A 20,247-nucleotide genomic window follows, 5' to 3' on the forward strand; every position below is an offset into this window, starting at 1 on the left:
TATGAAAGCAACAGAGAACCCGAACATGGCGGCAAGAACAGGCTTCCCTGTAACCAGATGGCCCCTGGTCATCCTTGCCCTTTTTCTGATCACCACCACCTCTGTCCAGAACGTTGCCGCACAACCGGCGGCCGGCTCAGTGGTTTACCTTGCCGGCTCCGGGAATTCAGCTTTGAACCGCCGCATGATGACCCTTCTTGAGAAGGAGCTGGGAAGCTCCACCGTTATACGCTCGTTCAGCGCCGGACAAACCTCACAGGACACGACAACACCGGTTATCGCGCTGGGCCCTGAAGCCTTTGCCAGGGTGCGCCAGGAGGATAAGAATGTACCCATCCTGGCATTGCTTGTGGACCAGTCGTTTATCGAAGGCTACGCGGAGCGTTCCGGTGGGTCTGTCTCCGGCATTCTTTATAACCCGCCGCTGCTGAGGCAGGCGATTGCCGGCCAGGTTATTCTGCCTCAGGCCACAAGAGTAGCGATGCTGGCACGCCCTGATACGGTTGAGCTGTATGAACCGGTAACCGAGCAGCTTTCCGCGTACGGGCTTAAAGGGAAGGTTTTTGTTGTAAGCTCTGATGAGAAACTGATCCCCACCCTGATCAGGGCTCTGAACTACGGAGATTTCATCCTCGCAGCCCCTGACAACAACATCTATAATACCAGAACCATCAAGCACATTTTGCTGACCGCTTACCGCCGTAACCGTATTGTCATCGGCCCGAGCCAGGCTTATGTAAAGGCGGGGTCACTGGCCTCCACCTACACGCCACTGACCGAAATTGCGGAACTGGCAGCCAGTTTCATAGAACAGTACCGGTCCGACGGCCGGTTCCCACCTCCCGCCTACCCCGATAATTTCAGTATCGAGCTGAACCAGCAGGTTGCCCGGTCACTGAATATTCCGTTACCGGAGAAGCAGGAGATTATCAGGTCGGTAATGGAACGGCTTGCCGACCCCGAGGAGGCTGCCGATGAGTAAGCAGTTACAGGTGCAGTCCCAGGCCCCGCTCTCCAGAAAACTCCTGCTTCTGGGGGCGGCCCCGGCCATTGTCATGTTCATTGTGCTGATGGTTTTCTTTACCTCCGCACGCCTTGATGATGCCCGCAAGGACCTGGCCGACAGCAGCCAGATGCTGGCGGACAGCCTTGCACCGGCCGTGGAATACGCTGTTGTTTCCGGCAACACCGCTGCCCTTGAGCAGATTCTCTCCCAGTCGCTGAGGCGCAGCCGGGCACAGTGGATCAGGGTATCCAACCTGATGGGTAAAGAGGTGGGCTATGTCTCCACCGAACAACCGCAGCAAACCGGGGAAAATGCCACGTTCGACGTGTTTGAGTCGGAAATCCTGCAACAACCACTGGACCTGGGCGAAGACCGCCAGACGGAATGGTTCGAACCGGATTACGGATTCGGGGGCGGCGCCCTGAGAGTGGGTACCATCCAGGTTGGTGTCAACAAGGAGCAACTGGCCGCCCGTCGTCAGGACATTCTCTGGACGTCACTTGCGGTTGGCTTTTCACTTCTGCTGTTTACCCTGTTGATTGTCAACCACTCCCTGAACAGCATTATCGCCCCCATTCGCGGCCTGTCCCGGCGCGTAGCAAGGCTCACCACCCGTGATTACGAAGAGGTACCCGTCAGCCGAACCGGCACCACCCGCGAAATCAGGGAACTTGAGGAAAGCCTGAACTCACTGGCCAGCCATCTCCGGACACTGAAGCAATCAAGAGACGAGACCCTGGCGTCGTCCGAGAAAGCCAGGGAGCGGGCGGAACAGGCCAATCGCGCGAAGTCGGAATTCCTGGCCACCATGAGCCATGAATTGCGCACACCGCTCAATGGCGTGCTGGGCATGATCGAACTGGTTACCGAGGAACCGCTGAGCCCACGGCAGAACGACTATTTGCAAACCGCCCGGCAGTCCACGGAAGACCTGCTGACGGTGATCAACGATATTCTGGATTATTCCCATATCGACCGTGGCACTCTGGCGCTTGAAAACCGGGAGTTTGACCTGCAGCAACTGATCACAAACTGTACCGCGAGTTACCGCCATATTGCGGAACAGCAGGGCCTGACACTATCCACCAGGTTCGTGGGGGAATGGCCGGACCACCCGGTGGTTCTCGGGGATGCTTCCAGGCTGCGGCAGATCCTCGCCGGGTTGATTGATAACGCCATCAAGTTTACCGGCGATGGCTACATCAATGTTCAGGCTGGCTGGTTCTCGCTGGAAGACAACTGCATGGTACTGAATTGCACGGTCAGCGACTCCGGCTGTGGCATCCCCGTTGAAAGAATTCAGGATATTTTCAATTCATTTGAACAGGTAGAAACAGGCAACTCCCGGCGCTATGGGGGAACCGGCATGGGGTTGTCGCTGGTGCAGAGGCTGGTCGAACTGATGGGTGGCCACGTCCGGGTTGAAACCGACCTTGGCAAGGGTTCCTCGTTCCGGTTTGAGCTTCCCTTTGAACTGGCGCCCCAAACCACGCCTGCCCTCACCTCGGGGGCACCGGGGCCGCTGGTAACCGGGGAAAGCAAGGCACGGGCGCTGGTGGTCGAAGACAACATTGTAAATCAGAGAGTGGCCACTGCCCTGCTCAAGCGACTGGGATTCGGCGTCGACGCCGCAATCAATGGCGAGGAGGCTCTGGAGATGGTCAAGACCAATCATACCGGTTACGACGTCATTCTGATGGATTGCCAGATGCCGTTGATGGATGGCTATGAGACCACGCGCTGCATCCGTGAGTGGGAAAAGAGTAACGGCCAGGGCGGCACGCCTATCATTGCACTGACAGCCGATGCGCTTCCGGGCACAGAGGCCACGTGTCGGGAATCGGGGATGAACGATTACCTTTCAAAGCCTGTCCGAAAAGAAAACCTCAGAAAGGTACTCAGCCGCTGGATAAACCTGTAACCAGCGGCCGAATATCCCTTTACGCGACGGGGTCACGCATGGTGACGAATTCTTCAGCGGAGGTGGGGTGAATGCCTATGGTGCTGTCAAATTGCGCCTTGGTTGCCCCTGCCTTGATGGCCACCGCAATGCCCTGGGTAATTTCCCCGGCATCCGGCCCCACCATATGGGCTCCCAGCACACGATCTGACTCATCATCCACCACCAGCTTCATCAGCGATCGTTCGTCGCGACCACTGAGTGTATGCTTCATGGGTTTGAATTCGGAGCGGTAAATACGCAGTTTGTGTCCGGCCTCCCGCGCTTCTGCTTCGGTGAGGCCCACGGTGCCTATGTTAGGCTGGCAGAACACCGCTGTCGGGATACTGGCGTAATCCATTTCACCCTTGCCATCCCCGAACAGCCTCCGGGAGAGCACCATGCCCTGGGCAAGAGCCACCGGGGTCAGTTGCGGCGTACCAATCACGTCACCCAGAGCCGTGATGGAGGGGACCGCCGTCTGGAAATAATCATCGACAACCACGTGGCCGGATGCACTGAGCTGAACCCCCAGCTCTTCCAGGCCAAGACCATCCACCAGCGCCCGACGCCCTGTTGCCGCCATGACCAGACCCGTGTTCATGCGGGTACCATCTGTCAGGTTGACGGCGTAATGGGAGCTCTCACTCTCTATGGATTCGATATTCACCCCGAAACGAAGGTTGATCCCCTTCTTGCGCATCTCAGCCGCCGTAAATTCCCTGATATCGTCATCGAACCCACGAAGGAAAAGCTCACCCCGGTAAAGCAGGGTTGTTTCCACCCCGAGCCCGGCAAGAATACCGGCGAACTCTACTGCAATGTAACCACCACCCCAGACCACGGCCTGCTTGGGCAATTGCGGCAGGTAAAACATCTCGTTGGAGGTGAGCACGCATTCCTTGCCGGGAACATCGGGAACCACGGGCCAGCTGCCGGTCGCAACGGTAATATGCTTGCTGGTGAAGGCCCTGTCGCCGACCACAACGGTATGGGCGTCCGCGAGTGAGGCAGTACCTTCGATAACCGTTACCCCGGCATTCTCCAGCATTCGGCCATAGATGCCATTCAGCCGTTCAATTTCGGCATTCTTGTTGGCAACCAGCCGGGTCCAGTCAAAAGTGACCTGATCACCGGGAACATTCCAGCCGTAACCGGCAGCATCCTCGATGTCTTCACCGGCGTGGGAGCCGTACACGAACAGTTTCTTGGGAACGCAGCCCACATTGACACAGGTTCCACCAAGATACCTGGATTCAACAACGGCCACACGGGCCCCTTTGGCAGCAGACATCCTGGCCAGCCGGACTCCACCGGAACCGGCGCCAATTATGATCAGATCGAAATCCTGCTTGTCAGACACAGCGTCTCCTGTCTTGGTAAAGGACTGCTCGCTCAGCCCGGGGCTACCGCGGTTTCTCCGGCGCGGACTTCGCGAAACAGTACATGATCTTCAAAATCACCCAGCCGGATAGTCCCGAGGCTGCGGAACCCTTCCGACTCATAGAATGGCAGATAACGGCTATTGCCGGTATCAAGAACCAGGCCGCTGCCGCGGGGATTCTCTGCACAAAGCTTCTCTACGGTGGACAGTAACATCCGCCCGAAGCCCTTGTTCTGGTACTTGGGATTGACCCCCATCAGCGGTAGCTGATGGGCAAGCGGCTGCGGCAGCATTTCCTTGATTTTCTCATGGTAGTCAAGGTACCTGCGGGTACAGGCGAAACCGGCGGTCAGCACCATTCGGATGCGCCAGCTGATCTGCTCGGCCAGGTTCAGCCTCAGTTCAGGCTCGCCAATAAACGCAACCGCCACCAGCGTATCATTTACCATTACGCCAATGGCGTCCTGGTCCAGTTCGAAGTACAGATCAATCAGTTCCCGTACCGTGGCCCTCACCCGCTGTTCGTAGCCGGGCCGTCGGTGATCAAACAGGTACTGGAACGTTGGCTCGTTCCGATAGGCGCTGACCAGTATCGATATCGCTTCGTTACGGGCGCTGGTATCAAGACGGACTATGGTTGGCTCGGGGCTGTTCTTGTTGTCTCTACCGTCAGTCATCCTGCGTTCTCCAGTGGTCATGTCAGATTTTCAGTGTCAGGCGTACGGACACCATGCCGGGATCGTCTCGTCGATCCATCGAAGCCTGATCGATCTGAACACCGTGCCCGGTATTCAGTTGTTCCAGCCAGCTTGCCACCTCCGTAAAGGGTACGCCGTCGAGCCAGACCCGTATGGCGTTGTCTCCGCTTGGCTCGAAGCGCTGAAGCGACAGGCCTGCCTCCGAGGCGCTCCGGGTTACCAGCGACATCAGCGCACGGCCGTCTTCCGGGGCGTCAACGCTGGTACTTCCCTGGCCGCCGGCCCCGGACAGCTTCTCCAGCGAATCACGATTGGCTTCTAGCCAGGCCAGAAGTTCGGTGGAGCTCTCCCGCTCATCCAGGGCCTCGTCGTGGAAACTGGCAGCCGGAACCCAGACTGCAAAATAGAGAATCCCCAGAAAGATGGCAACCGCCAGAACCGTCAGGGCCTGCTGATCCCTGCGCGGTAGCTGGTCATACTGGGCAATCATCTTGCCCACCGCCGGCTGTTCCCTGATTCTGTTCAGCATGGCGTTATCCTCCTGAAACCGTCAATCGGCCGCGAGCACCATCGGATTCATTCACTACCGATCCGATGTCAGCCTTCAGCCCCTGGTCTGTGAGACCGTTCCGGAGGGCGCTCAACTTGTTGTAGCTGTCCGCCCGAACATCCACGACCAGCTCTCCACGGTTACTGCTGTAATTCACCGAGTTGAACATGACCGAACCGGTGTCGGGTACCTTCGAATACTGTTCACCGGTGTATTTCATCAGGGTAATGAACCCGGCATCGGGGCCATCAGATTGCATTTGCCTTAGCTGGCCCTGAACAACCCGGCGCACGTTCCCGGCATGAGTTCTGGAATCGTCCGGAAATGCCTCCCGGTATATCGCCATGGCCTCGCCGCGGGTCTGCTCTGCCTTCTGAAGGTGGTAAAAGCCCATGCCCAGCTCAACGCCGATCTGAATCACGAACCAGACACTGGCCACTGCGATAAGTGGCCTCCAGGCCGTCAGCGCTCCGGACCTGCCTGTGCGTATGCTGTATTCCCCCTGGCAGAGATTGATCGGCTGGCACAGATGGTGATGGTGGGAGTAGGCCAGCAGTTCCAGCGGCATCAGTTCCAGCGTTTCCTCGCTCACCGCCAGGCGTTCGGAGGACCTGAGCTCGCTGAGATCCGCCTGCTGGTGCTCGAATTCCTGCTCTGTGCCATAAATGGTAACCGGCACTTCCGCCACGACCTCATCGGAAGGAGGCAAGACCAGGGTCTGGGCGAACATGGCCAGGTTCCGAGCCTGAACACTGAGCCACTCGCCCTGGTCGCTCGCCAGCATGGCGGTTTCACCATCCAGGCAGATGGACCAGCCGCCGTCGGTGATCGGCAACAGCCCCGCATCGGGATAGATTGCCTCCAGCTTCAGATGTTCCCATCCGCTGAACATGGCAACCCATTCCGCCATCCGCTCATGGTCGACAGCAGCAACCCGGAAGCCCTTTTCAGTGCGGTTACCCAATGCCAGGTGAACGCTCTCGATATCCTGGGCAATCTGTTCCTCAACGGCATAAGGCAGCGCCTGGTGCACAAACCGGGTTTGCTTTGCCGGAATATCCGCCAGACAGAAGAGTGCCTCTTCACCCGGAATCAGACCAACCAGCAGCACCTGCTCCAGATCATTCTGGGCCAGTGTCTGTTCAATATCCTCTTTCCGATCCGCGGTGCCGCGGACCTGGGCATCTCCGCTGGCATCAAGCAGAACCCAGTTGTACAGCTGGGCTTCCGGTGTGACATCAGGCGCCGCCAGCGGCGGCAGAGGCCTGACATAAAGGCGATATGACATTCTGTGCGGTTTCCTTTTCAGCCCTTCCGGGGCCGCATTGTCGTTATCAATGGTGGTTCAGGTGCCCAGCTACTCTTCGGAGATGCTGAATGGCTCTTTCGTTATCCGGTTTTTCTGGCCGGTATCCCGATGGACCGTCTGCATTTCACCCTCGGGACTGCGGTAAACCGTGCTCACCAGGTTCGTCACCCGGTCATCGTAGGTAATCCGGGATGCCACTTCAAAAAAACGTGTCTGCAGTCCAAGGCCCGTTGCTTTCAGCCCCAGGCCCGAGAACTCCGGCAGCGCCAGGAAATCCTGTACGCTCTCGAAGCGCTCTTCCTCGCGCCTCTCCAGAATAGCGTCTGCCTGGGCCTGTGTCAGTTCTTCGTGCAGGGAACGCAACACAGCCGCCGAAGCGGTATTAACGTTAATACCCAGGCCCGCAACCGGCAAGGCCGCGACATGAGGCCGTAAAGCCTGGTATGCCTCTTCGGTCATGCCATCGATCAAACGCAGTTCCGAGACTGACACAAACGGCTGATTTCCGGCCCGATAGGCAGGATCCTCCATCAGATACTGGCCATCCTCGGCCCCGTAGGCGCTGACGGTTTCGTCGTCTGCATCAATCCAGTCTATCAGGGCATCAACGTTTACCGTTGTAATCTCCAGAACCTGAAGCAGGCGGGTTATCCGGTCCCGGACGACCGGATCAACCTGTCCGGTGCCCCGCACCAGGTCGTTGAGGTTGATCCTGCCGCCCAGGTCATCAATCTGCACTTCCGCTACACCATTGTCATCAAGAGGCAGTATCGCTGCGTTCTGCGCCCAGAACTCATCGGAACTGTCCACCATCACGCCGTTTTCCTTGTCCTCCTCGAAATCCCGGATCAGGATCTGGCGCGCAAAGGCTTCCGCTCCGAGGGCCACACTCTGGCCTTGCTGCTGGGCAAGATAATGGCTGGCACGGAACACACGCACACTCTGTTGCTGGGTCATGCCGGTGGCGAGCATGACCACCAGGGCCATGGCCAGCAGCACCATGATCAGCGCCACGCCTCCCTGGCGATTGATCGGGCTATGGCCCACCAGCGGATTAGCCTCCGGCATTGCCAGCACCCTCCTGCCCGTTGTTCTGCTGGGCATCGTCTTCTTCCTGCTGCTCTGTATTGTCCTCATCCGTGTCGGATTCGTTGGCGGCATTGATGGTGCCCTGGGCCTGGCTGTTATTGAAATCAGGCAGCGAGAACGTGCGTACCAGTTCGCCAAAGCGCTCGTGCTCCACCGTGATTTCGATACCCAGGGGTAACGAAATGTCCGGCCGGGTTCCGGGATTCAGGTTTGCCATACTGTCGTCATCAGGCCAGCTGTCCCGCCAGTTACGCTGTTCATCCAGAAAACGCACGGTAAAGTCTGTGACATCCGACAGAAGCACGATGTCCTGACTGTTGTCTTCCTGGGCCTGGTCAACGGAAACCCAGTAGCGGCGACGCAGTTCATCGCCTGTGTATTCCCAGCCCACCCGCTGTAACGAGCTGCGGCGGGTACCCAGTGGGTTACGCCATCCCTGTCGGGTGAGCATCAGTGCAAAATCGTCTTCGCGGCTGGTCAGCGCCGGATTGAAGTCGCCGTATATGTCACGGCCGGGCCGGTTGACGATCTGCGTGATATCGCGCTCCAGAAGCAGCATGGTGCGCTGAACCGCATCAAACTGGTCTGCAACTTCGTTGACCCGGTCCCGGGATGTCACCACGTTGCCCAGTACCTGCCAGACACCCAGGCCAATCACAGCCGTGATGGTGACTGCGATCAGCATTTCCATCAGGGTAAAACCATTGCGGACAATCGGCCGCCCTGCCCTGGACTGCACAAGTACTGGAACCGACATCAGTTTTCACCAATGAAGGCAGACAGTGTATGGACCGGTGGCGGCTCGGATTCATTGCCACGGAAGCGTGCAACAGTGACTTCAACGCGCAGTATGGAGGGGTCTTCAGTGCCTATTACCGCAGTGGTGACCTGCCAGCGGAACGGGCCGTATTCTGTCTCCTCGGTATTTTCGGAGATTGATGGCAGGTTTTCCTGCAACCTCAGTTCATTGATCCGGTTATCGGCCACCCAGCCGGCCAGAGTTTTGTCACGTATGCGCTCATAACTGGAAATATACTGGCTGCCAACCTCGGCGGCGGCCGTTGCAATCAGGCCGAACACCAGAAGCGCGACCAGTACCTCGATCAGTGTAAAGCCACGCTGGGTAGTCATACCTCATCGTTTCCTTCGCTTCCCGGATATCGCCATTCCATCGGGGAAAAACCGTTGGAGGCGATGGTGTGCATCCTGGAATCGTCCCTGCCAAGGGTAAATTCCAGCTCAAAGGGCGTGGTTTCGCCACTGGAGAAAAACACGACATCAGGGCGCAGGCGGTCTTCCTCAGACGCCAGCCTGGGGGTGTCATTCTCGATGTATTCGGTGACTGTGATCCATTCCGGAAAGCTGCGCAGCCGGAACATCGGCTCGCCGGGAACCTTCCATTCGCCACTCTGGTCTTCCCAGGCAACAAAGCGATAGCCGTCATCCTCCAGAATCAGGCCAAGCTCGGTGTTATTGAGCACAGCCTGCTCCGAGACAGTTTGCATCAGCAGATACAGTTCCCGTATTTCGTTCTCCATTTCCCGGTCCCGGGAGCTTCCGCCCATGGTCATTACCGCCAGGGCCGCCAGCAAACCCACCACAACCAGAACAACAAGAATCTCAATCAGCGTGAAGCCTGAATGCCGCGCCCTGGCCTGCACAATCAGTCCCTGACATTCCACACACTGATATCGGCATCGTCGCCATCACCGCCTTCGCGACCATCGGCACCGTAGGAGAACAGATCATAAGGCCCTTCGCTTCCCGGGCTGATATACTGGTACTCATTGCCCCAGGGATCTTCCGGTACGCTATTGAGGTAGCCCTCGGGGTTCCAGTTTTTCGGTTCGGGGCTGCCGCTGGGCTCTTCAACCAGTGCCTCCAGCCCTTGCTGTGTTGAGGGGTATTGACTGTTATCGAGACGATACAGGTCGAGGGCATTGGCGATATTGCTCAATTGGGTTTCCGCTACCGTTACCCTGGCCTGATCACTGCGTCCCATGATGTTGGGAGCCACGATGGCAACCAGCAGTCCCAGGATGACCATGACCACCATGATCTCGATCAGGGTAAAGCCCTTGTTGGAATTCCGGTTTTTCATTGTCTTGCTCTTCATTGTTGCATGTCTCTGGGTTTGAAAATGGGCCTGCCGGCAACCGTTGATAAACGGATTAGCCAACCAGGTTACTCATGTTGAGAATCGGGAGCATGATGGCCAGCACAATAATGAGCACCACCACGCCCATCAACAGCAGCATCATGGGTTCAAACAGGCCCACAATCGCTGCAATCTTCGACTGCAGGGTATTCTCCTGCATGGTCGCTGTCCGCTCGAGCATGCTGTCCAGTTCGCCGCTGGCCTCGCCACTGGCAATCATGTGCAGCATCATCGGAGGGAAATACCCGGTCTGGTCCAGTGAACGGTGCAGTGACCCGCCTTCACTTACCTTTCTGGCCGCATCCCTCAGTTCCTGGCGCAGATAGTCGTTGGATAATACCTCGCCGGCAATCCGCATGGCTTCCACCAGCGGAACGCCACTGGTGGTGAGTATGCTGAGGGTGCTGGCATAGCGCGCCGTATTCACACCCCGCACCATGCCGGCAAACAGTGGCATGTTCAGAAGGCTTTTATGGAATCGCAACCGGAACGCCGGCTTGCGTAACGACCACCGGAACGCCGCGATACCTGCCACAATCAGTATCAGCAAGTAGACACCGTAATTGCCCAGAAAATCCGATACCGCCAGCATGGCTGACGTCAGTGCCGGCAACTCCTGGCCCTGCTTCACAAAGACTTCAATAATATCCGGCACCACATAGGTCAGCAGGAACACCACAATGGAGATGGCAACCACACTGAGAATGATCGGATAGATGGCCGCAAGCTGGATTTTCTGGCGCGATTCCTGGCGCGCCTCGGTGTAATCCGCCAGCCGGTTCAGCACCAGGTCCAGATGCCCGGCATGTTCACCGGCCGCCACCGTAGACCGGTAAAGCCTCGGAAAAGCGCGGGGAAACTCACCCAGGCTGTCAGCAAGACTATAGCCCTCCATGACCTTTGCCCTTATGGCAATCAGCATACTCCGGATGCGGGGGCTGGATGACTGCTGGGCGGCTGCCGACAGCGACTGCTCTATGGGGATACCCGACTGGATCAGTGTCGCCAGTTGCCGGGTAACCAGTGCCAGGTCGGCGGTGGCAAGGCCCCCCCGACTGCTCAGGGGGTTGCTGCGGGTCTGTTTTTCGGTGGCGGGTTCCACTGCCAGCGGTGTCAGCCCCCGGTCCCTGAGCTGCTGGCGTACCGCCCTCGGAGCATCCGCTTCAACGACGCCCTGTTTCTGTTTGCCGCGGCTATCTAGCGCTTTGTATTCGAACGCTGGCATGTATCTACCTGCTCCGGTGGGTCACACGAAGGACCTCTTCGACCGTGGTCACCCCATCCAGGATTTTCTGAACGCCATCGGCATGAATGCTCGGGCCATGGAGCCGGGCCTCATGTTCCAGATCCAGTTCCCCTGCCCGCTTGTGGATCAGCGAGCTGATCTCTTCGTTCACCTCAACCACCTCATAGATACCGATACGGCCCCGGTACCCCAGCTGGTTGCAGTGCTCACACCCCCTGGCGCGGTATATGGTGGGCGGATTATCCGCATTCTGCTGAAGAAACTCGCAATGCTCCTCACTGGGCTCGTAGGGTTCACGGCAGTCCTTGCACAGCACCCGCACCAGACGCTGGGCAACAATTCCCACGAGACTGGACGAAATCAGGAACGGCTCAATGCCCATGTCCATCAGGCGGGTTATCGCGCCAACCGCGGTATTGGTGTGCAGGGTCGACAGCACCAGGTGGCCGGTCAGGCTGGCCTGCACCGCAATTTCCGCAGTTTCAAGATCGCGGATCTCACCTATCATCACCACGTCCGGATCCTGGCGGAGGATGGCTCTCAGGCCCCTGGCAAAGGTCATGTCAACCTTGGTATTGACCTGGGTCTGGCCGATACCCGGCAGATTGTACTCGATGGGGTCTTCCACCGTCAGGATATTGCGGCTGCGGTCGTTGATCTCCTGCAGCGATGCATACAGGGTGGTGGATTTACCGGAACCGGTCGGGCCGGTGACCAGAAGAATACCGTAGGGGCGATAGATCAGTTTGCGCAACACCTTCAGGTCATTGCCGGCCATGCCCAGTGACTCCAGGCGAATGTTGCCAGCCTGTTTGTCCAGCAGACGCAGCACCACCCTTTCGCCACTCGAGGAAGGCATGGTCGAGACACGGATATCCACTTCCCGGCCGGCCACCCTCAGGGCAATACGACCGTCCTGGGGAATGCGTTTTTCAGCAATATCCAGTTTCGCCATGACCTTGATACGGGATACCAGCAGTGGCGCCAGGGCGCGCTTGGGCTGCACCACTTCCCGCAGCACACCGTCCACCCGGAAGCGCACCACAAGTCGGGTTTCATAGGTTTCAATATGCACATCGGAAGCGCTGGTCTTGACCGCTTCGGTCAGGATGGCGTTGATCAGCCGGATAATCGGGGCGTCGTCTTCCTGTTCCAGGAGGTCTTCGGTTTCCGGAACCGAGTCCGCCAGGGACGCCAGGTCCATGTCGTCGCCGATGCCTTCAACCATTTGCATGGCTTCCGCGGAATCGTTCTGATAGGCCGCATTCAGCGCGGCGTCGAACCTGGCCGGCTCTATGGTGGAAAACCGGGCACGCCCTCCACTGATGCGATTGGCCTCCGCCAGCGCGGAATGGCCCGCTCCCGGACGCACCAGGATAACCGGCTCACCGTTGTCATCGCGGGTCAGAATCACGCCATTACGTTTGGCGAACGTGAAGGGAAGACGGCCCAGGGGGGCATCCTGGGCCTGAAGTTCTGTGTCTGTGTCCACGATCGTCCTCGTTTTGTTACCGGGGCCGGAAGGCGAAAGTTCCAGAAACCCTTTTTATTCAATTAATTCAGAAAGGCTACCATAGGATATGGAACCGCTGAATAACTCTATACACTATACTGCCAATAAAACTATGCAGTCTGATAACCTGTGAGCCTTTTGCCGGCTCTCACCAGCTCTTTCCGGGACAATCAATGCTTCTAACCAGCTCGAGGTTACCACTCTTACTCGCTATCGTCGCAGGCATCGGCATGATCACTGTGACAGCCTGGCAGGGATATCGTTTCTGGCAGAATGAAAACGATACGGCCACCTCGCCTTCCATCAATGTACAGACAAAAACCGACATCCCGCAGGAACCGGAGGTTAATCTGGCCTCTCTTGACCTTTTCGGCAAAGCCGGAGAAGCAAAAAACCAGGTTGAACCGGACACCGAAAACCTTCCGGAAACCAATCTGCGGCTGTTCCTGAGGGGGGTGCTTGCGGCCTCCGGAGAGTTCCCCGGCAGCGCGCTGATTGAAGACGACAAAAGCAAAACCGAAGCCTACCTTGTGGGCGATGAACTGCCCGGAGACGCAACGCTCCGTTCGGTGCGCGCCAACCGCGTTATCATCGAGAGAGGCGGCAAACTCGAAAACCTTTATTTCCCCGAGGATGAGGATCGTTCCGGGGTATCTCTGGCTTCCGGGCAGGAATCCAGCCGCGAAGAAGAACAGGAGCAGCCCCGGGTGGAGCCAGTCAGCTCAGGCCAGCCCTCATCCTCCGACGCCAGCGGGGACAGTGAACAGCGCCGGGAAGAAATCCGCCGGCGGCTGGAGCAGCTTCGTGAACGCCTGAGAAACAATAACTGAGGCCTTCATGGAGACGGCCATTCCGATTCCCCGAAGCCGTTGCTCCCTGCTCTCCATGGTCCTGATGGTTACCACGTTGACGGTGGCTGCTTTTGAGCTCAGTGACCGGCTGATGGATTACGTAAGGACCGAATTCGGTGAAGAGGCCCACAGCCGCCTTGAAACCTGGCAAAACCTTCACAACATGGCGGCCAATGCGCCCGTGGACCGGCAACTCAGACTGGTCAATTCCTTCTTCAATCGCGCCAGCTTCGTGACCGATATGGAGCACTGGGGCGAGGAAGACTACTGGGCAACACCGGTGGAGCTGCTGACCACCAACGGTGGTGACTGTGAGGATTTCTCCATCGCCAAGTACCTGACCCTCAAATCCATGGGTGTGCCGGATGAACAGTTACGCATTGTCTACGTCAAGGCCCTTGAGCTTAACCAGGCCCACATGGTTCTGGCCTGGTACCCGGAACCGGATGCCGACCCGCTGATACTCGATAACCTGATCAACGACATCAAACCTGCCTCCCAGAGACCGGATCTCGAACCGGTATACAGCTTCAACGGCGATGGCCTGTGGCTGAACCGCAGCGGGGGTGACAGCAAGCGCATAGGCGACGCCGAGAAGCTCGCCCACTGGCAGGACCTCAACAGCCGGCTCATCGACAGCCTGCGGTGACGCCAAAAGACACTACAGTTGTCGTCAGGTGACATAGTCCCCGTTGCAATTACCGGTACAATCATCGCCATACCAAACCACACAAAAAGGATGGCCAATATGCGACGCTGGAACGGCTGGGGTGATGACCAGTTCAACCTTGAGTTACCCGAGGGAGGACGCCAGTTCCTGGAAGAGCGTATCGGCGCGGCCACGCCGCTCAGGGATATCTCCCTTGAAACCGCCTGTTCACAGGTGCCTGACAGCCGCCTGCCCGACCATTCCCATGTGGTTGTAAACCCGGAAGACCGAGTGCGCCACGCCCGGGGACAGAGCCTGGCTGACTGGCTGGCCATGCGCAGTGGCGAATTCGGTGTTTTTCCTGATGGCGTGGCCTATCCGGAGTCGTCAAAGGACGTTCAGTCCCTGCTGGCCTATGCCGAAGCAAATGATGTCTCACTGATTCCCTACGGTGGCGGCACCAGCGTTGCCGGGCATATCAACCCCGTTGCCGGGGGGAAACCGGTACTGACAGTGGATATGGGCCGCATGAACCGGCTCATTGACCTGGACCGGGAAAGCCAGATTGCCACCTTCGGAGCGGGCACGCCCGGCCCGCTGGTTGAATCCCAGCTGCGGGCACACGGCTATACCCTTGGCCACTTTCCCCAGTCGTTCGAGCTGTCCACGGTTGGCGGCTGGGTGGCAAGCCGCTCCAGTGGCCAGCAGTCCCTGCGTTATGGCCGTATCGAGCAGCTGTTCGCCGGTGGCCGCATTGAAACCCTCAGGGGCACACTGGACATACCTACCTTTCCGGCCTCCAGCGCCGGCCCGGATATCCGCGAGATGATTCTGGGCTCGGAGGGCCGTATCGGCCTGATCACGGAAGTGAAGGTGCGTGTTACCCCCCTGCCGGAGCATGAAAGCTTCCACGTGGTGTTTTTCCCGACCTGGGACAAGGCAAGAACCGCCTGCCGCAAGCTGGTGCAGAACCGCACGCAGCTTTCCATGCTGCGCCTGAGCAACGCCACCGAAACAGAAACCCAGCTTGCCCTGGCGGGCCATCCCGGGCTGATCGGCATGCTGGAGTCCTACCTGTCCCTGCGCGGCGCAAAGGCTGGCAAATGCATGATGACCTTCGGCATTACCGGCAGCAGGCGCCAATGCAGCAATGCCCTCAAGGAAACCCGCGCCATCTGTGGCGAGTATGACGGAATCTATACCGGCAAAAAGCTGGGCGACAAATGGGCGGCCAAACGCTTCACCATGCCCTACCTGCGGGAGGCGCTCTGGGAACTGGGTTATGCCGTTGACACCCTGGAAACCGCAACCGACTGGGATAACGTGGACAATCTCTTAAAGCAGATTGAAGAAAACCTTCGTAACCGGTTGAATAAAAACAAGGAGTCGGTGCACGTATTTACCCATCTCTCGCACTTCTACACCCAGGGCTGCAGCATCTACACCACCTATGTATTCCGTGTTGCAGGCAGCTACAGCGAAACCCTGGACCGCTGGAAGGCCCTGAAAGACAGCACCTCTTCCGTTATCGTCAATAATCGGGGCACCATCAGCCACCAGCATGGCGTCGGCAAGGATCACGCCCCTTTCCTGCCGGTGGAAAAAGGCGAGCTGGGCATGCTGGCGATCGGCTCCCTGTGCAGGACCTTCGACCCGGCAGGCCTGCTCAACCCGAAAACCCTGGTTGAATAATCATGTCTCTGACCCGCGCACAGAAACTGGAACAGATCCGGAACGCTGACCACGGATTTGACATCGTGGTGATCGGTGGCGGCATTACCGGCGCCGGCGTCGCCCGGGAAGCGGCCGGCAGCGGCCTGCGCACCCTGCTGGTGGAACAGAAGGATTTCTCATGGGGTACCTCCAGCCGTTCCTCGAAAATGGTTCACGGCGGCCTGCGCTACCTGGGAAGCGGCCACTTCAACCTGACCCGGGATGCGGTTCGTGAGCGGGAGCGGCTGATGGCAGAGGCACCGGGGCTGATCGACCCTTTGCGTTTTGTCATGCCGCACTACCGCAAACAGTTTCCAGGCCCGCGGCTGTTCCAGATACTTTTGCGTGTGTACGACCGGATAGCGGGCCATCCCACACGACAACGGCTGTCCCCCGCCGAAACCCTGCAATGGGTGCCGGGGCTGGCCACAGACAACCTGGTTGCCGCCAGCGGATTCACCGACGCCGTTACCGATGATTCCCGATTGGTACAGAGGCTTATCGAGGAAGCCGAGCATGATGGGGCCCTGAGCCTGAACTACCTGCAGGCGGATGCCGTCCTGCGTGATGGCGACAGTTCCGCCGTGACCGGTATCCGGCTTCGTGATACCAGTGCTGACGGGCCTGCGTTCGATGTGGACACCCGCCTGGTTGTCAATGCTACCGGCGCCTGGGCCCGTAACCTGCAGCAGCTGGACGACGACAAAACCAGCATCAGGCCCCTGCGGGGCAGCCATCTGGTTCTGCCGTTCAGCAGGCTGCCGGTTTCCTGCTCGGTATCGCTGTTTCATCCCCACGACCGGCGCCCGGTTTTCGCATTTCCCTGGCAGGGCACCACCGTGCTGGGCACCACCGATCTGGATCATGGCAAGGACCTTTCCGAGGAGCCAGCCATCACCCGGGAAGAGCTGGATTACCTGCTGCAGATCTCGGAGACGCTTTTTCCGTCCAGCGCTATCACCGAAGCCGACATCATTGCGACCTGGGCCGGCGTCAGGCCCGTGGTCAGCGAGAAAAACACGGGGGCCAAACGGGTAAAACCCTCGAAGGAAAACCGGGAGCATGTTATCTGGTCCGACAACGGGCTGATCAGCATCGCCGGCGGCAAGCTCACCACCTTCCGCCTGATTGCGCGGGAAGTGCTCACCAAAGCGCAGAACCTGATGCCGGGGCTGGCACTGAGAAAGGAAGATGCGCCGGTTTTCGCACCACCCCGAGACCTTGCGCGGCCACGATCCATCAGCCACTGCACCTGGGACCGCCTCAAGGGTTTCTACGGGCCGGCCCTGGAGCAGGTGCTGGATGCCGGTTCCCACGACAGGATTGCCGGCACCGATACTCTTTGGGCGGAACTGGCCTGGGCTGCAGCCAATACTGGTGTTGTACACCTGGATGACCTGCTGTTACGCCGGACCCGGCTGGGCCTGATCCTGCCGGCAGGGGGTAAGTCCCTTCTGCCGGAAATAAGAGCCCTTTGCCAACCCATCCTGGGCTGGGATGACGACACCTGGAACCATGAGCAGGCCCGTTACCTCGGCATCTGGCAGGCCAGTTATTCGCTTCCCGTAAACGATGGCAAACCGACATGAGCCGGGACCAGTCGCTGATAATGGCCATCGACAATGGCACCCAGAGCGTTCGCGCGCTGCTGTTTGATACCCGGGGAAACCTGGTGGGCAAAGGCAAGCAGGACATTGAACCCTACTTTTCCGAACAACCCGGCTGGGCCGAACAACATCCGGAGTATTTCTGGGAATCCCTGGGCAAGGCGTGCGACCTGTTATGGCAGAACTGCACTGCCCAGCCGTCACAGGTAGCCGGTGTTACCGTCACCACCCAGCGGGGAACCGTGATCAACCTGGACGGCAACGGCAACCCCCTGAGGCCGGCCATCATCTGGCTGGACCAGCGCCACGCCAGTGTGGACGGGCCCGTACCCGGCCCCTGGGGCTGGCTGTTCAGGCTGACGCGGCTGGAGCCCACCGTTGACCGTTTTCGCGAGAAAACCCAGGCCAACTGGATTGCCCAGAATCAACCGGATGTCTGGTCCCAAACCCGCCATTTCCTGTTGCTTTCCGGCTACCTGAACTACCGCCTGACCGGCCGCTTCCGGGACTCAACCGGCAGCCAGGTGGGTTATATCCCCTTTGATTACAAGCGCCATCGCTGGGCCGGCAAGCACGATTTCAAATGGCAGACCATGCCCGTTCGGCCTGACATGCTGCCGGAACTGGTCCCGCCCGGCGAACGAATCGGCGACCTCACCACCGAAGCCGCTGCCCACCTGGGCTTGCCCGAAGCCCTGCCTGTTATTGCCGCGGCTTCCGACAAGGCCTGTGAAATCCTGGGTTCCGGTGGCCTGGGCCCGGATATCGGCTGTATGAGTTACGGCACCACGGCCACCATCAATACCACCAGCGCACGCTATGTTGAGCCGGTCCGGATGATGCCCCCATACCCGTCCGCACTCCCGGGCCACTATTCCACAGAGGTCATGATCTACCGTGGGTTCTGGATGGTCAGCTGGTTCAAACGGGAATTCGGCCTCAGGGAACAGAGACTGGCCGAACAGAAAGGTATTGAGCCGGAAGCCCTCTTCGACGAACTGGTTCGCGCCGTACCCCCGGGTTCCATGGGGCTCATGCTGCAGCCTTACTGGTCACCCGGAGTCAGGCAACCGGGGCCGGAGGCTAAAGGCTCAATCATCGGCTTTGGCGATGTACACACCCGCTCACACATCTATCGCGCCATACTGGAAGGGCTGGCCTATGCACTCCGTGAAGGCAAGGAGCGCATCGAAAAACGCAGCGGTATACCGATTCGCAGATTGCGGGTGGCGGGCGGCGGCTCCCAGAGCGATGCCGCCATGCAACTGACCGCGGATGTTTTCGGGCTGCCCGCCGAGCGCCCCCATACCTATGAAACCTCCGGCCTGGGTGCGGCCATCGACGCTGCCGTGGGCCTGGGCCTTCACCCGGATTTTGAGACAGCCGTTAACGCCATGACCCGGGTCGGTGATGTTTTTCACCCGCAGGAGGAGTCCCGCAAGCTCTATGAACGGCTCTACCGGGAGGTGTATCTGAAAATGTACCCGCAGCTGCAACCGCTGTACCGGAAGATACGGGACATCACCGGCTACCCGAAGTAACATCCCGGGCCAACAATCGCTTGAATTTACCCGTCAGTCCGGTAAAACTCTGAACCTGCTATAACAACAATTCGCTGGTTCCGTTCCAGAGCATTAAGGCACGCCCGATGTCCGTTACAGACTATCTGATTCCCTATGATTTCTCCCCCGTAACGATACTGAGCTTTGCGCTTGTGCTGGGTTTTTACGGCTACGGGCTGCTGAAAATGCCGGAAGCGGACCGGCCAGGCAGTGGCCGCATCCTGGTGTTCCTCATCGGAGTCATCATGTGCTACGGCGTTATGCAGACCCGATTCGACTACTACTCCCAGTACATGTTCTTCGTTCACCGGGGCCAGCACCTGATTCTGCATCACCTGGGGCCATTCCTGATCGCGCTGTCCAACCCGCTGCCGGTGATGCGTTACCTCTTCAGCCGCATCAAACCCGGCATCAGGAAGGCGTTGACGCCCCTGGGATGGATATACCGGTTCCTGCAACACCCGGCCATTGCCTCCTTCCTGTTTGTCGGCCTGATCTACTTCTGGCTGTGGCCGCCCATTCATTTTGACGCCATGCTCAGCCGGGATCTCTACTGGATCATGAACTGGAGCATGCTGCTGGACGGGCTGCTGTTCTGGTGGCTGATCTTCGACCCACGCTCACCGGTAGCCAGTGATGCCCTGGGCTATGGCAAACGCATCCTGCTGCTGGCCCTGGTCGCCCTGCCCCAGATGGTGCTTGGTGCCACCATAGTGTTCTCCCGGGGCATGGTTTATGACGTATATGAAGTCTGTGGCCGGGCCTGGCCCATGCCTCCCGAGACAGACCAACTGCTGGGTGGCCTGCTGACCTGGATTCCGCCGGCCATGATGAGCATCCTTGGTATATTGATCATTCTTCGTCGCGCCATGCGCGAAGATGGTAAACCGGCCCCCTATTCCGAAGAACTGAAGGCAACTCATTCATGACAACCCAGACCCTGTCACGACTGCTCAGAATGCTGCCAGTCACC

The 20,247-nt window shown here is 58.7% G+C and carries 19 protein-coding genes; 8 read left to right on the forward strand and 11 right to left on the reverse strand.

The window, feature by feature from the left end; all coding sequences use genetic code 11:
• Window positions 1-25 precede the first annotated feature (25 nt).
• The gene (locus HLUCCO03_RS05360; RefSeq protein WP_292016626.1) at window positions 26-982 is read left to right on the forward strand and encodes an ABC transporter substrate-binding protein; all 957 of its coding nucleotides are present in this window, start codon (window positions 26-28) and stop codon (window positions 980-982) included.
• Window positions 975-2,927 (forward strand): ATP-binding protein, encoded by a 1,953-nt coding sequence (locus HLUCCO03_RS05365; protein WP_027831982.1) that lies wholly within the window; start codon window positions 975-977, stop codon window positions 2,925-2,927. The genes HLUCCO03_RS05360 and HLUCCO03_RS05365 overlap by 8 nt, the downstream gene beginning before the upstream one ends.
• Before the next feature lie 19 nt (window positions 2,928-2,946).
• Here HLUCCO03_RS05365 and gorA read toward each other — a convergent pair whose 3' ends face one another.
• From gorA to gspE, 11 genes are all read right to left on the reverse strand, one after another.
• Complete coding sequence (gene gorA, locus HLUCCO03_RS05370) at window positions 2,947-4,308, reverse strand: glutathione-disulfide reductase (protein ID WP_027831981.1); 1,362 nt, start codon at window positions 4,306-4,308, stop codon at window positions 2,947-2,949.
• Window positions 4,309-4,340: 32 nt separating this feature from the next.
• Window positions 4,341-5,006, reverse strand: a complete 666-nt coding sequence (locus tag HLUCCO03_RS05375; protein WP_036197475.1) for a GNAT family N-acetyltransferase — start codon at window positions 5,004-5,006, stop codon at window positions 4,341-4,343.
• 22 nt (window positions 5,007-5,028) lie between these two features.
• Window positions 5,029-5,556: a type II secretion system protein GspM gene (gene gspM / locus HLUCCO03_RS05380; protein WP_027831979.1), complete on the reverse strand. Its 528-nt coding sequence runs from the start codon at window positions 5,554-5,556 to the stop codon at window positions 5,029-5,031.
• Window positions 5,557-5,560: 4 nt separating this feature from the next.
• Window positions 5,561-6,865, reverse strand: coding sequence for a type II secretion system protein GspL (gspL, locus tag HLUCCO03_RS05385; protein WP_027831978.1), 1,305 nt, complete (start codon window positions 6,863-6,865; stop codon window positions 5,561-5,563).
• A 69-nt stretch (window positions 6,866-6,934) separates the two neighbouring features.
• A complete protein-coding gene (gspK, locus tag HLUCCO03_RS05390; protein WP_292016627.1) occupies window positions 6,935-7,990 on the reverse strand; it encodes a type II secretion system minor pseudopilin GspK in 1,056 nt (351 codons plus the stop codon).
• On the reverse strand, window positions 7,941-8,732 hold the full coding sequence (gene gspJ / locus HLUCCO03_RS05395; RefSeq protein ID WP_027831976.1) for a type II secretion system minor pseudopilin GspJ: 792 nt from the start codon (window positions 8,730-8,732) through the stop codon (window positions 7,941-7,943). Before gspJ ends, gspK begins: the two co-directional genes overlap by 50 nt.
• Window positions 8,732-9,106 (reverse strand): type II secretion system minor pseudopilin GspI, encoded by a 375-nt coding sequence (gene gspI, locus HLUCCO03_RS05400; protein ID WP_027831975.1) that lies wholly within the window; start codon window positions 9,104-9,106, stop codon window positions 8,732-8,734. Before gspI ends, gspJ begins: the two co-directional genes overlap by 1 nt.
• Window positions 9,103-9,657: a type II secretion system minor pseudopilin GspH gene (gspH, locus tag HLUCCO03_RS05405; RefSeq protein ID WP_081813544.1), complete on the reverse strand. Its 555-nt coding sequence runs from the start codon at window positions 9,655-9,657 to the stop codon at window positions 9,103-9,105. Before gspH ends, gspI begins: the two co-directional genes overlap by 4 nt.
• Window positions 9,639-10,091 (reverse strand): type II secretion system major pseudopilin GspG, encoded by a 453-nt coding sequence (gene gspG / locus HLUCCO03_RS05410; RefSeq protein WP_036197472.1) that lies wholly within the window; start codon window positions 10,089-10,091, stop codon window positions 9,639-9,641. The genes gspH and gspG overlap by 19 nt, the downstream gene beginning before the upstream one ends.
• A gap of 55 nt (window positions 10,092-10,146) precedes the next feature.
• A complete protein-coding gene (gene gspF, locus HLUCCO03_RS05415) occupies window positions 10,147-11,358 on the reverse strand; it encodes a type II secretion system inner membrane protein GspF (protein ID WP_027831972.1) in 1,212 nt (403 codons plus the stop codon).
• Window positions 11,359-11,362: 4 nt separating this feature from the next.
• Window positions 11,363-12,871 carry a type II secretion system ATPase GspE gene (gspE, locus tag HLUCCO03_RS05420; RefSeq protein ID WP_027831971.1) on the reverse strand — a complete coding sequence of 503 codons (1,509 nt, stop codon included), beginning with the start codon at window positions 12,869-12,871 and terminating at the stop codon, window positions 11,363-11,365.
• A 194-nt stretch (window positions 12,872-13,065) separates the two neighbouring features.
• On the opposite strand from gspE, the gene HLUCCO03_RS05425 reads away from it, so the two are divergent.
• The 6 genes from HLUCCO03_RS05425 to HLUCCO03_RS05450 all read left to right on the forward strand — a co-directional run bounded on the left by HLUCCO03_RS05425 (window position 13,066) and on the right by HLUCCO03_RS05450 (window position 20,203).
• Entirely contained in the window at window positions 13,066-13,722 is a 657-nt protein-coding gene (locus HLUCCO03_RS05425) for a type II secretion system protein N (RefSeq protein WP_027831970.1), read from the forward strand.
• Window positions 13,723-13,729: 7 nt separating this feature from the next.
• Window positions 13,730-14,392 carry a transglutaminase-like cysteine peptidase gene (locus tag HLUCCO03_RS05430; RefSeq protein WP_027831969.1) on the forward strand — a complete coding sequence of 221 codons (663 nt, stop codon included), beginning with the start codon at window positions 13,730-13,732 and terminating at the stop codon, window positions 14,390-14,392.
• Between the two features lie 99 nt (window positions 14,393-14,491).
• The gene (locus HLUCCO03_RS05435) at window positions 14,492-16,084 is read left to right on the forward strand and encodes an FAD-binding oxidoreductase (RefSeq protein WP_027831968.1); all 1,593 of its coding nucleotides are present in this window, start codon (window positions 14,492-14,494) and stop codon (window positions 16,082-16,084) included.
• A 2-nt stretch (window positions 16,085-16,086) separates the two neighbouring features.
• Complete coding sequence (locus tag HLUCCO03_RS05440) at window positions 16,087-17,694, forward strand: glycerol-3-phosphate dehydrogenase/oxidase (protein ID WP_155939940.1); 1,608 nt, start codon at window positions 16,087-16,089, stop codon at window positions 17,692-17,694.
• Entirely contained in the window at window positions 17,691-19,253 is a 1,563-nt protein-coding gene (locus HLUCCO03_RS05445; protein ID WP_027831966.1) for an FGGY-family carbohydrate kinase, read from the forward strand. Before HLUCCO03_RS05440 ends, HLUCCO03_RS05445 begins: the two co-directional genes overlap by 4 nt.
• Before the next feature lie 107 nt (window positions 19,254-19,360).
• Entirely contained in the window at window positions 19,361-20,203 is an 843-nt protein-coding gene (locus HLUCCO03_RS05450) for a cytochrome c oxidase assembly protein (protein ID WP_027831965.1), read from the forward strand.
• Window positions 20,204-20,247: the final 44 nt, after the last annotated feature.

This window comes from Marinobacter sp. HL-58, from assembly GCF_001314605.1.
Taxonomy (GTDB): Bacteria; Pseudomonadota; Gammaproteobacteria; order Pseudomonadales; family Oleiphilaceae; genus Marinobacter.